Annotated in this window: 14 protein-coding genes; 4 read left to right on the forward strand and 10 right to left on the reverse strand. The window is 40.4% G+C overall.

Going from position 1 to position 13476, the window contains the following annotated elements; translation table 11 throughout:
- Positions 1-6: 6 nt before the first annotated feature.
- The 7 genes from HCZ11_RS01905 to HCZ11_RS01935 all read right to left on the reverse strand — a co-directional run bounded on the left by HCZ11_RS01905 (position 7) and on the right by HCZ11_RS01935 (position 6102).
- Positions 7-996, reverse strand: a complete 990-nt coding sequence (locus HCZ11_RS01905) for a Gfo/Idh/MocA family protein (RefSeq protein WP_167657482.1) — start codon at positions 994-996, stop codon at positions 7-9.
- Between the two features lie 2 nt (positions 997-998).
- Entirely contained in the window at positions 999-1799 is an 801-nt protein-coding gene (locus HCZ11_RS01910; RefSeq protein WP_167657483.1) for a class I SAM-dependent methyltransferase, read from the reverse strand.
- Positions 1800-1803: 4 nt separating this feature from the next.
- Entirely contained in the window at positions 1804-2175 is a 372-nt protein-coding gene (locus HCZ11_RS01915) for a hypothetical protein (RefSeq protein WP_130052768.1), read from the reverse strand.
- A 54-nt stretch (positions 2176-2229) separates the two neighbouring features.
- Positions 2230-2649, reverse strand: coding sequence for a DUF3429 domain-containing protein (locus HCZ11_RS01920; protein ID WP_130052767.1), 420 nt, complete (start codon positions 2647-2649; stop codon positions 2230-2232).
- Positions 2650-2745: 96 nt separating this feature from the next.
- Complete coding sequence (locus tag HCZ11_RS01925; protein WP_167657484.1) at positions 2746-4284, reverse strand: AMP-binding protein; 1539 nt, start codon at positions 4282-4284, stop codon at positions 2746-2748.
- A 9-nt stretch (positions 4285-4293) separates the two neighbouring features.
- On the reverse strand, positions 4294-4986 hold the full coding sequence (locus tag HCZ11_RS01930; protein ID WP_130052765.1) for an SDR family NAD(P)-dependent oxidoreductase: 693 nt from the start codon (positions 4984-4986) through the stop codon (positions 4294-4296).
- A 96-nt stretch (positions 4987-5082) separates the two neighbouring features.
- Positions 5083-6102, reverse strand: coding sequence for an AraC family transcriptional regulator (locus HCZ11_RS01935; RefSeq protein WP_167657485.1), 1020 nt, complete (start codon positions 6100-6102; stop codon positions 5083-5085).
- A 149-nt stretch (positions 6103-6251) separates the two neighbouring features.
- On the opposite strand from HCZ11_RS01935, the gene HCZ11_RS01940 reads away from it, so the two are divergent.
- The 4 genes from HCZ11_RS01940 (at position 6252) to ahpF (ending at position 10304) form a co-directional block, all read left to right on the forward strand.
- Positions 6252-7253 (forward strand): NAD(P)-dependent oxidoreductase, encoded by a 1002-nt coding sequence (locus HCZ11_RS01940; RefSeq protein ID WP_130052763.1) that lies wholly within the window; start codon positions 6252-6254, stop codon positions 7251-7253.
- A 36-nt stretch (positions 7254-7289) separates the two neighbouring features.
- Positions 7290-7793, forward strand: a complete 504-nt coding sequence (locus HCZ11_RS01945) for a 2,4'-dihydroxyacetophenone dioxygenase family protein (protein ID WP_167657486.1) — start codon at positions 7290-7292, stop codon at positions 7791-7793.
- Between the two features lie 207 nt (positions 7794-8000).
- Positions 8001-8570 (forward strand): alkyl hydroperoxide reductase subunit C, encoded by a 570-nt coding sequence (ahpC, locus tag HCZ11_RS01950; protein WP_130052761.1) that lies wholly within the window; start codon positions 8001-8003, stop codon positions 8568-8570.
- A 153-nt stretch (positions 8571-8723) separates the two neighbouring features.
- On the forward strand, positions 8724-10304 hold the full coding sequence (ahpF, locus tag HCZ11_RS01955; RefSeq protein ID WP_167657487.1) for an alkyl hydroperoxide reductase subunit F: 1581 nt from the start codon (positions 8724-8726) through the stop codon (positions 10302-10304).
- Between the two features lie 76 nt (positions 10305-10380).
- Here ahpF and HCZ11_RS01960 read toward each other — a convergent pair whose 3' ends face one another.
- Genes HCZ11_RS01960 through HCZ11_RS01970 form a run of 3 tightly spaced genes read right to left on the reverse strand, consistent with a single transcriptional unit; the run spans position 10381 to position 13322 of the window.
- The gene (locus HCZ11_RS01960) at positions 10381-10851 is read right to left on the reverse strand and encodes a DM13 domain-containing protein (RefSeq protein WP_130052759.1); all 471 of its coding nucleotides are present in this window, start codon (positions 10849-10851) and stop codon (positions 10381-10383) included.
- A gap of 2 nt (positions 10852-10853) precedes the next feature.
- Entirely contained in the window at positions 10854-11660 is an 807-nt protein-coding gene (locus tag HCZ11_RS01965) for an ABC transporter substrate-binding protein (RefSeq protein ID WP_167657488.1), read from the reverse strand.
- 36 nt (positions 11661-11696) lie between these two features.
- Positions 11697-13322 (reverse strand): methyl-accepting chemotaxis protein, encoded by a 1626-nt coding sequence (locus HCZ11_RS01970; RefSeq protein ID WP_167657489.1) that lies wholly within the window; start codon positions 13320-13322, stop codon positions 11697-11699.
- Between the last annotated feature and the right edge of the window lie 154 nt (positions 13323-13476).

A 13476-nucleotide genomic window follows, 5' to 3' on the forward strand; every position in this document is an offset into this window, starting at 1 on the left:
TCATTATTAGCTTTTGTCTGCAGGATAGACAACACCAAGCTGACTTCGCGCTTCATCAAGCACTGCCATGACTTGCTTTGAAAGTGCATGGGTATTAACTGACGACTCAATTTGTCCGGCATTCGCTGCTTGAATGAAATGGCTTACTTCATGACGCATAAAGTGTTCATCAAACTCCTCAGAGAGCTCTTCGACAGTACCATCGTTGCCGATAAACTGTATGCGTTTTAATAGTGATACTGCTTCGATACGAATACGGCCTTTTTCACCTTGAATTTCAGTAAAATTATCGCCTTGCGAGATTTTAGAGTAGCTTATTACTGCTTGTTTATCGGCATAATTTAATAATACGTCGCCAGCGCCATCAACACCGGTTTCAAGTAATACGCCACTGGCTTTTACTGTTTGTGGGGCACCCCAAATTGCAAGTAAGATATATAGCGGATAAATGCCTAAATCTACTAATGCGCCGTTAGCAAACTCTGGCAAGAAAGTATTTGGGCGCTCACCATTTTTATACTTATCGTAACGTGATGAGTACTGACTATATTGACCAATATATTTTCGTGGTGTGCCAATTTTTGTGATGGCATTTTTTAAACGTGCAAAGTTTGGTAAATGGGTGGTCATCATCGCTTCCATGTATAAGCGTTGATGCGTTTTTGCTGCTTGAATAATTGCCTCAAGTTCTGTGCTATTAGCAGCCGAAGGCTTTTCACCTAAAACGTGTTTACCGGCTTTTAAACACATTACAGCGTAGTCTTTGTGGAAGCTATTTGGTGCAGCAATGTAGACGGCATCGACTAATGGGTCTTGGCACACTTGCTCAATGTTGGTAAATACTTTTGCGTTTGCAATGTCGTGCTTTGCAAGGAAAGAGTCACCAGTTTGCTGCTCTCGAGAGCACACGCCATATAAGGAGAATTGTTCAATTTGTTTGGCTGCACTCAGTAGCGTGTCGCTTATAAAATTGGTACCTACAATCACAAATTTCATATTTACTCCTGGTTGTTTTGTGCAAGCCATGCTTGCCAATCCTGTTCAAATTTTTCCATCTGTTTATGTTTCTTGCTTAACAAATGTTTGTCTTCATCTTCTTGTGCCATATAAGGGCCAACGCGGCATAAAGCACAGTGTTTATCACCTAAATAAGCGGGTAAAGTCAGCTTAGAGGTAATGTCATGGTCAGTTTTTTCGCTAAATACATAGGTAATGCCGCTGGTGTCTTTAACGTGTTTATCGCGATCAACATTGCGAATTTTATAGCCCGGAAACACGCTAATATCGAATGGCATTTGGCCAAGATACTGGCAATTAAGTCCTAGATTTAACGTGCCTTCAATATTCCATTCGCGATACGGTTTTACATCTTTAGAGGTGATGTAACAAAGCATTGGGCCATTTTTATCTAATGCGAATTGGCTTGCGTAGTCTAAGTAGCGATGCAACAAAGCGCGGTTTAAAACATTCATACCACCTTGTTGGGTATTTGCTTTGAATGCTGCTTCACCTTTAAACGCAGGTATAAGTGGAAATTGAAAAATAACCAGATCGAAACGTGCCTCGCCTAAGCGCAGCCATGAATCGGGCTGTGTAACATCAAACTCAGTGAGTGTTGTTACATTTAGTTGTTGCAAAGCGCTTAGTGCATTGTCGGCATATTTTTGCTCTATAGTGTTTGCATCATCATAGGTCGAAGCAACAAGCTTAGCGGGGTTTATATGACGAGCAATGGAATGCGAAAATGACAAATCACCATCCCCTACCGTCAAAATGCGCCAACTAGGGTCTAAAAACATGTTGTTATTTGCCTTGTTTTTGCGCTTTTTCAACTGCGATTTCAGGACAAAGCGCTAAGCGAGTTTTAAGTCCTTCAATCGCTATTTGCTTAAATATTAAGTTAAAACTTATTAAAACGGCAATAACGATATGAATAGGACCGTGCGTAAAGCCTGCATCTGTGTCAAAGAGCATTAACCCGAATAATAAGAACATGGTAGCTAAAAATATTTCAATCAACTGATTGGAATATAACTTTAGAGTACCTTGGTTTTTGTGATCTTTTTTGATGTGGATAGCACAAAAAAAAGGAATCACTTTAATTTTAAAGTGAGCGCCTTTTTCAACGTAATTTTCGCCGAGGAGGTCTAGTTTGGCGCGCAATTGATCTATCATAGCAAGTCCTTAAGAAACTGAGCCGCGGATGTTACCGCAAACAGGGCTAAAGGGCTACTCAGGATAGATACTCATACCAATCACAAAAATGTGGCATACAAATACAACTGAGGTTAAAACAAATCGCATTTTTTGATAATCAACGTGATAGGTTTGCCACTGCGGCGAGCTTTTCTCGAATAATAATACAAGCCAAAAGCTTGCCGCTAGCCAAGCGAGAGTCCAGGTTGTTGGTAAAAAACTTAAAAAGCCAATAGGTAAGATAGGAATGATCGCTTTAATGGCATCAGCATGCGTTTGCTGGCCTGCATGCCATAAGTTACCAGCCATAAAGGCTAAAATAGCGATGCTATAAAAAGTGAAAAAGTCTAAGTTGACAGCATTACTGCCTGCGATGAGTGGCCAGCCAACGCAGCCTAAAAACGGCAGTAAACCTAAGTAACCGAGTTGAATGTGATTAATAAACTTTTCCATAATGACCTTAAAACCGCTTAAATTAAAAAGCATACCTAACGGTATGCTTTTATCTTTTAACTATTTTATACCAGTTAGGCGGCTAAAACGATCGCTTTATTGTTGGCGTAACTCTCGACGTAGAATTTTGCCAACCGTCGATTTAGGTAATTGTTCCATAAAAATGATTGATTTAGGCACTTTATAAGCACTTAAGTTTTCGCGGCAATAGTCACTCACTTGTTGCTCATCAATGTGCTCTTTTAAGGTAATGTAGGCACAAACACGCTCCCCTGTTTTTTCATCTTTTGCGCCAATTACGGCCGCTTCGCAGATTGCAGGGTGCTGACAAAGTACGTTTTCAACTTCATTAGGGTACACGTTAAAGCCAGAAACAATAATCATGTCTTTTAAACGGTCTACAATTTTGTAATTACCACTTGGAAGTTTCAGACCCACATCACCAGTTTTGAAAAAACCTCGTTTCATACATTTGTCTGTTTCGTCTTGACGCTGCCAATAACCCATCATCACCTGCGGGCCTTTAACAACTATCTCGCCAGACTCACCGTCAGCAACAGGCTCGTCGTTTTCATCCCAAATTTCCACGGTGGTGTTTGATAGTGGGCGGCCAATGCTGCCAATTTCTTCTTTTTTAAAGTCATTAAGTGTGGCAACGGGCGAGGTTTCTGACAAGCCATAGCCTTCTGTGATTGTGCAACCTGTGGTGCTCATCCACGCATCAGCTGCAGCATGTGTTAAAGCTGCGCCCCCTGAAACTGTCATTTTTAAGTTTGAAAAGTTCAGAGCCTTAAACCCCGGGTGCATGCACAAGCCAATAAAAAGGGTGTTAATACCTGAAAAGTAATTAATTTCAAACGGTTCTATTTGCTTCACTAAAGCATCGAGGTCACGAGGGTTTGGAATAAGTACATTAAATTGCCCCATGGCAAATAGGCCAACCATGTTCACAGTAAAAGCGTAAATATGATAAAGCGGAAGCGGGCAAATACCGGTTTCTTGACCTGGCTTTAAAATATCATCAAAGCGCTCATTCATTTGCTCGGCATTGGCTAAGATGTTGCCATGACTTAGCATTGCGGCCTTGGCAACCCCAGTTGTCCCGCCAGTGTATTGTAAAACAGCAATATCGTCACGACTTGCCTGATGAGCGCTAAGTGGTGTGAGTCTTTCACCTTGGCGAATGAGTTCATTTAATGAAAATTGACCCTCTTGCAATGTCGGCTCAGCAACCGCGGCTGCAACAATAACGGTTTTGATCGAGGTATCATTGATAATTGTTGCTAATTTATCGGTAAGGGCGTCAAGAATAACAATGGCTTTAACATCTGCATCATTAAACTGATGCAGCATTTCACGAGCAGTGTAAAGCGGGTTGGTATTTACAACGATTAATCCGGCTCGAAATGCTGCATAGGTAACGATAGGGTAGTCAACAATATTAGGCAGTTGAATAGCGATTCGATCCCCCGCAACAAGACCGCTTTGATGCTGAAACCACTGTGCTAAATAGCGAGATTGTTGTTCTACTTGAGAAAAAGTGAGCGTTTTACCTGCACTGTTATAGGCAGGAAGAGCGGCATACGTCTGACATGTATGCTCAATTAATTGCGTGAGGTTATCATGTGTGTCCATGGTTGTTCCTTAGCGTGTTGTTCTTATTAGTTGTTGTTTGATGAGGCGATCAATCACAGAACTCATTATCCAATTCGGTAAATAACGGCTCATGATATAGGTTAGTTTAGATTGTAAGCCTAAGATCACCATTAATTTTTGCTTATCTAAGCCTTGTAAAACTTGCTTAGAGGTTACGGTTGAGTTTTTAAGTAAAGTGTCAATTTTATAAGTACAAATTAAGCTGACTTTAATATTGCTTGGTTTTAACTTTTGACGTAGCTCCTTTGTAAGAAGTAAGAAGCTGGGGTCTGGTGAAAGTTTGTTTGCATTGGTGGTGGGAGTCGTTAAAGCTAGGTGACTATTCATATCAAGGTAAGGGCTTATTGCATTAGCAAAATTGTGACTGGCTAAACCAAGTTTGTGACAAGGTTGCTCACTGTTCTCAAAACAAAATTGTGAGCACTCTATTGCTAATTCGGGTTTGCCTATCGCTGAAATAGCATTGTTTACCTGGATTTGTAACGCTTCAAAATCGGCAATGTTGCTCGCAAAAAATTCAACGTACTGATCTGTATTTTTAAGCTCAATTAAGGCATGTCTGGTTTTATCGCTAAACTGAAAACCGAAGAGAGCTACATCGTCACCTCGGCGAATATAATGCTTTGCTAACTCGAACCCAACGCCACTGTTGGCACCTGTAATAAACACTCTTCTTAACATGCATGACCAATAATTAGCGAAACTAGCTAGTCAATATATATAAGTTGTTAACAGAAAACTTAGCTTTAAACGACTTATTTTTAACTTTTTACGCCATTAACAGGAGTGAGACTTACGATAATTTTTTGGTGGAATACCATACCAACGCTTGAAAGCTCGAGTAAATTCGCTGTAATTAGAAAAGCTTAATATATCTGAGATGTTTGATAAGCTGAGGCTAGATTCAGTTAAATACTGATGTGCTAAATTACAACGCACGTCATCGACTAATTCACGAAAGGTTGTGTCATGCTTTGTTAAGTGCCGCTGCAAGCTACGTGCACTCATTGATAGCTTTTCGGCGATCAGATTTACACCAAACTCTTCATGAAGTAGATATTGTTTGATCAGAACTTCAACGTGATCAGAGATGTTTTCTCGTTTCGTGTCTTGAAGGTGTCCGAGCTGTTGGCTAAGTATAGAAAATAACTGTTTATCTGAATTTTTAATAGTGAGCTTGAGATATTTTTTATCAAATACAACTGCGGTGTGTGCGCAGTTGAATGTTGGAATTTGCCCAAGGGCTTGACGATAAACACTAGGATTTTCATCGCAACTGTGGGGAAGCTCCAAACGATGCAGTTTTATTTGATCATCGGTTAATTGCTTTAACAAATTGACCCCAACACTTAAAGCTAAGTCGGCACCATGGTAAACACTCAATTTTAAGCTACTGCGCACTAAAAACGACAGTTTTACATAGTCTTGGTCTACTTCAAGGAGTAAGTCAGCGCTATTTTGATGCACATGATAGTACTTAGTTAAATTTTTTAACGCCATTTCAAGGGTGTCGCAATTCCCCATCAAATAACCCACTGACCCCAAAATGTTCAAGCTTTGCCAACGGCCTAACTCTAACCCGAAATAGGGCAGGTTTAATTCTTTCGCTGTGATTTCTAACAACTGGATGAGTTGCTGATACTGAACAAAGTTATTGGCATCTTGTAATTGCTTTCTGTCTAAACCAACGCGCGATAGTAGTGCGTCAGGGTTCACCAATTTACTTTCAATCAGTTCAATATAGCCGTGTAGAGCAGATACTCTAATTAGATCAGGTGCTTGTGTTAATCGGGGCATAGTGTGCTCTTTTTGAATGTGCTGGCGTAAAAAGTAAAAACAATTGCGCGAAAAGTAAAGTAATAGAGGTCATTAAAGTTTAACAATGTATTAACTGATTGGTCTGAGAACGGTGAATAGGGCCGCAATATACTTAAGAGGAACACACAATGCATTACTCAAAAGTTTTTATAAGTGGCGGCAATGGTTTCATTGGTCGAACACTTGCGCGCTACTTTAAAGCGCATGGAATCGATGTATGTGGGGTTGATTTAATTCCCTGTGAAGAGCTCAATATTATTGCAGGTAATTTAAATGAGCCAGCTAGCTGGCGCTCATTAATGAATGACTGCGATTTAGTTATTCATACAGCGGCAATTGTTTCAAACGCGTTTAGTTACAAGCAAACCTGGCAGGCGAATGTCGGTTGGACGAAAAATTTGCTTGATGCAGCTGTGGCAGCAAACACCGTAAAACGTTTTATTCATATTTCGTCGACCGCAGTCTATGGCAGTGATTTGCAAACTGACATTAAAGAAGATGCACCTTTGTTTCCTGATGGTCGAGCCTATAACGACTCGAAAATGATGAGCGAGCATTTATCGCTAAGCTATCACGCCAGTAAAAAACTCAATGTCACGATTATTCGTCCTGGCGATGTATACGGACCAGGATCACGACCTTGGATAGCCTACCCTTTACAAGAAATCGCAAAGGGGACATTTATGGTGCCCGAGGGCATGTTTGGACCTATTTATATTGATGATCTAGTCAAAGGCATTTACTTAAGCGCCATGAGCGATGATGCAAGCGGTGAGATTTTTAATCTATCAGGACCTGAGCAAGTGACTAATCAAACTTATTTTAATTACTTGGCTCAGGCGCAAAAGAAAAAGCAGGTCAAGGTTGTGAACTACGCCTTAGCAATAAAGTTAACAGGGTTTATCGAGTGGTGTTATCACTTGGTCGGTAAAACTACCGATATCAACCCATCAACAATGCGTATGCTAAGCCGTAAAAGTGCGGCATATAGTAATGAAAAAGCACATCGTATTTTGGGTTATAAGCCTGAATTTACCTTACAGCAAGGTATGCAACATGCATTGCAGTGGGCGTATGAGCAAGGGCTTTGCAAAGAAGAACTGCGGATAGATACCGCTCCAGTAAATTAAAGAAATATTAATAGTAAGTGAAAAGAGGGCACACTCATGGCATTACCAGATATTATTAACCATCAAGATTTTTTACTGACAATACATACCAACGATGAAAAGCTAATTAAAAACGCCTTACCTGGCGTACACATTTACCCATTGATGCTAGATTCTGAGAATGGGGTATGGGTACTACGTGTTTTATTTGAACCAGGCACGGTTTTACCAAGACATTTCCATACTGGAGTCGTGCACTTATATACGCTTGCAGGGAGTTGGCACTACACAGAATATCCAGATGATTTACAAGTGCCGGGTAGCTATTTGTTTGAGCCAGGCGGTTCGATTCATCAATTTCAAGTTCCAAAAGATAATACTGAAATGACCGATACCTTTATGGTGGTTATGGGCTCTAACATTAACTTTGACCCTGATGGTAACTATATGAATATTATGGATGCCGGTTGGATTGAGCAAGTGATGTTAGCTGCCGCAAAAGAGCAAGGAATTGAGCCTAACTATATTAAACCAAAGAGCTTATACGGCTTTAGTAAGTAATTTTATTCCTTTATGTGAAAGCCCTTTATCATGTAACTGGTTGAGGGCTTTATAGTTTTTATTACTTTTAGCTGTTTAATCTAAAAAACAAATCAATTTAATCTAAACAATCAATTTTATTTTAATCGCTCACACCTCTATTGTATTAATCAAGCAGACGCAAGACTGCGTTAATTAAACATTTTTAAAACATCAATGAGGAATACTATGAGCACTTCATTAATTAACACAAAACTACAACCATTCAATGCAACAGCTTACCACAACGGTGACTTTGTAGAGCTAACAGAAAAAGACGTGCTAGGTAAGTGGTCAATCTTCTTCTTTTACCCAGCAGATTTCACTTTTGTATGTCCTACAGAGCTTGGTGATGTTGCAGATTACTATGAGCAACTTCAAGAAATGGGTGTTGAAGTTTACTCAGTATCAACTGACACTCACTTCACTCACAAAGCATGGCACGATACGTCAGACACAATTAGTAAAATCAAATTTCCAATGATTGGTGACCCTACAGGTCGTATCACACGTAACTTCGGTGTGATGATCGAAGACGAAGGTCTTGCTCTTCGCGGTACATTCGTAATGAACCCTGAAGGCGAAATCAAAGTAATCGAAACTCATGACCTAGGCATCGGCCGTAGCGCGAAAGAGTTAGTACGTAAAGTACAAGCTGCTCAGTACATTGCTAACCACGACGGTGAAGTATGTCCTGCATCATGGCAGCCAGGTGAAGAGACACTTGCTCCTTCACTAGACCTAGTTGGCAAAATCTAATTTGCCATAGCATTAAACGATAGCAAAGCCTCGCTTTGCTATCCAAATGTAACTTTAACTGCCCATCACAACTCACATTAAGCACATTAGCGGGTGGTGGGTAGTTTCCTAAAATTTTTCTAGCTTATTTATTCTGAACTCAAGGGCTAAGCCATGTTAGATACGAATATCAAAAACCAATTAACAAGCCACTTTGCTTCTATTACCAGCCCTGTTGAGCTGCTTATCGCCTTGGATGACAGCAATAAATCAACAGAACTTAAAAACTTAGCAAACGATTTAGCATCGTTAAGCGAAAAATTCTCGGTGCGAGATAACCCAAACCAAGACGTACGTCGTCCGTCTATGGTGGTATCTTCACCTATTAACAATACGCAAATTACATTTGCGGGTGTGCCTATGGGCCACGAATTCACCAGCTTGATCCTTGCACTCCTTCATACAGGTGGTCATCCAAGTAAGGCATCAGAGAGTGAAATTGAACAAATTAAATCATTACCCGGGCCGCTTAACTTTGAAGTTTATATTTCATTAAGTTGTCAAACATGTCCACAAGTAGTGCAAGCACTAAACTTAATGGCAGCACACAATGAAAACATTAAGGCCACTATGATTGATGGCGCTTTGTTCCAAGACGAAGTGAATGAGCGTAATGTTTTAGCAGTGCCGGCTGTATATTTAAATGGTGAGCTATTTAGCCAAGGCGCAGTTAACCTTACCGACATACTAAACAAAGTAGATACTAAAGCAGCAGCACGCCAAGCTGAAGCATTAAGTGCTAAAGAGTTGTTTGATGTACTTGTTGTTGGAGGGGGGCCAGCTGGGGCTTCTGCGGCAATCTATTCGGCACGCAAAGGCTTGAACACGGGCGTGGTTGCAGAGCGTTTTGGTGGTCAGGTTTCAGATACTTTAGCAATTGAAAACTTTATCTCAGTTAAAGCGACCGAAGGCCCTAAATTAGTTGCTCAACTAGAAGAGCACGTAAAAGAATACGATGTTGATGTTATGCAAAACCAACGTGCGACATCACTTACTAAGCAAGGTAATTATCAAATCACACTAGAAAATGGCGCGGTTTTGAATGCTAAATCAGTGGTATTAGCAACCGGTGCACGCTGGCGTGAAATGAACGTACCAGGTGAGAAAGAGTATCGCGGTCATGGCGTTGCTTACTGTCCTCACTGTGATGGTCCGTTATTTAAAGGTAAAGCCGTTGCGGTTATCGGTGGTGGTAATTCAGGTATTGAAGCTGCAATCGACCTTGCTAACATTGTTGAGCATGTCACCGTGCTTGAATTTGCTGATACCCTACGTGCTGACGAAGTTCTTATTCGTAAAGCAAATAGCTTAAACAACATTACTATTATCAAAAACGCGCAAACGACAGAAGTTGTTGGCGATGGTAAACGAGTTACAGGCTTAAGCTATGTTGACCGCATCTCTGGTGATAAAAAATCGCTTGAGCTTGCAGGTATCTTTGTGCAAATAGGCTTGGTGCCAAACACTGAATGGTTAAAAGATTCAGAGTTATCACTGACTCGCTTTGGCGAAATCGAAATCGATAGCAAAGGTGCAACATCATTACCGGGTGTTTACGCGGCAGGTGATGCAACAACAACGCCGTTTAAGCAAATCATTATTGCAATGGGCAGTGGCGCTACAGCAAGTTTAGGTGCTTTTGATTACTTAATTCGCCACAGCGAAGAGACACAAAGCACCGAAGATGCAGCTTAATTAATGACTCTTGATTAGGCAGCTCACACCCATAGCTGCCGTCTTAAAGCCGCCCTCTCCAAAGGCGGCTTTGTTTTTACTGATACTGCGCTGCAGTAATAAACTCCGAGAAACTTTCACACCAAATAACCACTGTATTGTAATCGCTGACATCAATACCTTGTGGCACAGCTAATTTAAAACCATTGAATGAACGCACCCCTGCAACACGTTGCATTGTGCCTTTTTGTGCTAAAAAATCGGCTTCGTTATCGACAAAGTTGCGTGATAGGTAAAGTTGATAGTCAGGACCAGGAGATAAAGTGCCTTGCATAGAAATAGCATCATTTGTTAGGTACACCATGCCATCACCATAATGCAAGCGGTCTGAACCTTTAAGATTTGGTTTAAACTCAGCACTAAACTGAGCTCGACCTTGATGCTGCTTCAATATGCCAGCCTCAGGAGCAGGTTGCTCAGTTAAAATTGGTAAACTGTAAACCCCAGCCATAAAACCCGCAGCAAAAATTGCTGATGCCACGATAATGATGAGCAGTGCTTTTAGCATGATTACTCCTTATTATTTAGCGTTATTCTATGACGTTGCTTTAAAGAAAAATGTTTTTCAACATCACCAAAGTATTGCAAATAAAGTTTATCAAGCTCACCAGATTGCTGTAGCTTTTGCATGCCTTGTTCTAACATGTCTCTAATGTGTTGATTTTCTCTACTTAAATAAAAGTAATATTCACTGGGGTATTGCAACATGATGTTTGGTGCAATGACAAAATTGAACTGTTTTAGTCTATTTAGTTCACTGTCAATTGCTAGTACTGAGCGTGGAAAGTAATCACCAAGCCCTGTTTTGAGGGCTTTGATCATACCTGGATAATCAAGCTCTCCATTAACTGTTAAACCATTATTTTTCAGCACGGTATAATCAGACCAGCTCTGTTTTTGGAGGCCAACTAAGGGCGCTAATTCTGCAAGGGTTTTAATGGATCTAAACTTTTCTTGGTCTTCGTCGCGGATAATCAGTAAACGCTGGCCATGTAAGCCTTTGTAGAGTGGGATAGTTGTTTTTACTAGAGAGTCAGTTTGCTGGAGAGGCAAAGATAACCAAGCTAGGGTAATTGTTTTATTCTGACTCAGCTGCTCTACAATACGTTTATTATTCATTGGCTTAACGTTGTAAAGCAACACAACATTCGCATCCATTGCAGCAAAACTTTTGTTGAGAATATCGTGGATATATTGGTTTTTTACCGCTTCGATATAGTTTGGTTTTGCAAGCTGAATAACAATTTGCTTATGCGCAAAGCTTTGTAGACTCCACAGAACAAATGTTAATAGTAATATAAATGCTGCCCTGTTCATTAATGTAAGTCCCTGTTTTTTGAGCGCAGCTCTACATTATACTTTGAAAACATGCACCTGCTGTTGTAATTTCGAAGCCAATGAAGCCAATTCTTGGCTGGCTTGCGCATTTTGTTGCGAGCTTTCGCTAACCAGTGAAATGCTACTACTAAATTCATTAATATTACAACTTAGTTCGTTGGCAACAGTGGTCTGCTCATCTGTTGCAGTGGATACTTGGTTGTTCATATCGGCAATAAGAGCCATTTCTTGAGTAATTTCAGAGAGTAATTGTGATGAGCGCTCGGCGTATTCAACACTTTGTTTGGCACTTTCGTCGGCATTGCCCATGGCGGTAACTGCCTGCTGCGCCATTGCTTGTAGTTTACTAATCATTTCATTAATACTCGCTGTGGCTTTTTGCGTGTTGTGCGCAAGCTGCCTAACTTCATCAGCCACTACTGCGAAACCGCGACCTGACTCACCTGCACGGGCAGCTTCAATGGCGGCATTTAACGCAAGTAAGTTCGTTTGTTCTGCAATACCCTGGATCATCATCACCACTTGATTGATATCAGTTGATTGTGTGTTTAACTCATTGATTAGTTTTGTATTCGCATTAACGACATGTGATAAGCGGTTTATTGCATCAATATTTTCCTGCACAGATTGCTGACCCTGTTTGGCTGTTTTATCTGTGTGAGTTGCTTTTTCTGATGTTGATAATGCATTGGCAGCAACTTGCTCAATGGCACTACTCATTTGCGTAATGGCAGTAGCAATCATCGTCGATTGATGTTCTTGCTCTGTGGCTGTGCTGGCTACTTGGTCGCTAATTGAGTTCATTTGTTCAGCCGCAGATGAAAGTGTGAGTGTTGCGCTCGTTACATCATTTACTAAAGTATGAATGCGTTCCATCATGGCATTAAAGTGATGTGCTGCTTGGGCTATTTCGTCATTACCATGGGTTTTGGCGCGCAGACGTAAGTCGGCATTCTCAGAGATAGAACCTATTGTTTCACTCAGAGATAACAATGGGTTATGAATAGAGCGGTATATAATAAAGGCAATAGCCAGCAACAAAATAATTAAAACTGTGATAGATGCAGTCATAGCGATACTGACCTGAGCAAAATCTTTATCTGCGGCGTTTTTAAACTTGTTAGCCTCATTGATTTGTAAGTTTATCAGTCCTTGATAACTTTCACTGAGTGGGTCAAACACATCATAAAGACTTTTTACGAACACCTTGTTAGGTACTGCTTTAAGTTGGTCACTTTTAACTTGGGTTAAAAACGTGCTGAGTTCGCTTTCGACCACACTGAGGTTCATTTCAACTATATTAACTAAGCGCTGCTCTTCTGTGGTGAGCTTGGTTCCTAAGTAGCTTTTCCATTTGTTGTCAGCGACATTTTTTGCATTTTCAACGGCGGCTAGAAAGTCAGTTTTTGAAATTTGCTCAGCGCGGTATTTATGAAATAAATCAACAATGCTAACCGCGTAATTGTCCGATACTGTTTTTATCTGCTCAAGAGGTATGACTCTATCGTCATACAAACTGTCGATGCCTTTTATCAAGTTCGACATAATAGACATTGTAAAAATAGATGTGATCACAAAAACTGTAACCGGTAATAAAGCCAATACGGCTAATCGCGTACGAACGGTATAGTTATTTAACATGAGCGTGCAAATTTTTGTAAGGACTTAGTATTAAAATTAATAGAGAAATGGTTTTAAGCAAATTTTTGCAATTATTTTGAAGCTTTTTATCTAGGTAGGTATTTCATCTTTTAAATAGTTATGAAGCGTGCTTAACGCTAGTCAAGTTAACAAA

The sequence above is a fragment of the Pseudoalteromonas sp. HF66 genome (genome assembly GCF_011806445.1).
In the GTDB taxonomy this organism is placed as follows: Bacteria; Pseudomonadota; Gammaproteobacteria; order Enterobacterales; family Alteromonadaceae; genus Pseudoalteromonas; species Pseudoalteromonas apostichopi.

What these genes read in the sequence shown, in the direction of transcription:
- HCZ11_RS01905 (WP_167657482.1), bottom strand. Translation starts at nt 996, where the DNA reads ATGAAATTTGTGATTGTAGGTACCAATTTTATAAGCGACACGCTACTG.
- HCZ11_RS01910 (WP_167657483.1), bottom strand. Translation starts at nt 1,799, where the DNA reads ATGTTTTTAGACCCTAGTTGGCGCATTTTGACGGTAGGGGATGGTGAT.
- HCZ11_RS01915 (WP_130052768.1), bottom strand. Translation starts at nt 2,175, where the DNA reads ATGATAGATCAATTGCGCGCCAAACTAGACCTCCTCGGCGAAAATTAC.
- HCZ11_RS01920 (WP_130052767.1), bottom strand. Translation starts at nt 2,649, where the DNA reads ATGGAAAAGTTTATTAATCACATTCAACTCGGTTACTTAGGTTTACTG.
- HCZ11_RS01925 (WP_167657484.1), bottom strand. Translation starts at nt 4,284, where the DNA reads ATGGACACACATGATAACCTCACGCAATTAATTGAGCATACATGTCAG.
- HCZ11_RS01930 (WP_130052765.1), bottom strand. Translation starts at nt 4,986, where the DNA reads ATGTTAAGAAGAGTGTTTATTACAGGTGCCAACAGTGGCGTTGGGTTC.
- HCZ11_RS01935 (WP_167657485.1), bottom strand. Translation starts at nt 6,102, where the DNA reads ATGCCCCGATTAACACAAGCACCTGATCTAATTAGAGTATCTGCTCTA.
- HCZ11_RS01940 (WP_130052763.1), top strand. Translation starts at nt 6,252, where the DNA reads ATGCATTACTCAAAAGTTTTTATAAGTGGCGGCAATGGTTTCATTGGT.
- HCZ11_RS01945 (WP_167657486.1), top strand. Translation starts at nt 7,290, where the DNA reads ATGGCATTACCAGATATTATTAACCATCAAGATTTTTTACTGACAATA.
- ahpC (WP_130052761.1), top strand. Translation starts at nt 8,001, where the DNA reads ATGAGCACTTCATTAATTAACACAAAACTACAACCATTCAATGCAACA.
- ahpF (WP_167657487.1), top strand. Translation starts at nt 8,724, where the DNA reads ATGTTAGATACGAATATCAAAAACCAATTAACAAGCCACTTTGCTTCT.
- HCZ11_RS01960 (WP_130052759.1), bottom strand. Translation starts at nt 10,851, where the DNA reads ATGCTAAAAGCACTGCTCATCATTATCGTGGCATCAGCAATTTTTGCT.
- HCZ11_RS01965 (WP_167657488.1), bottom strand. Translation starts at nt 11,660, where the DNA reads ATGAACAGGGCAGCATTTATATTACTATTAACATTTGTTCTGTGGAGT.
- HCZ11_RS01970 (WP_167657489.1), bottom strand. Translation starts at nt 13,322, where the DNA reads ATGTTAAATAACTATACCGTTCGTACGCGATTAGCCGTATTGGCTTTA.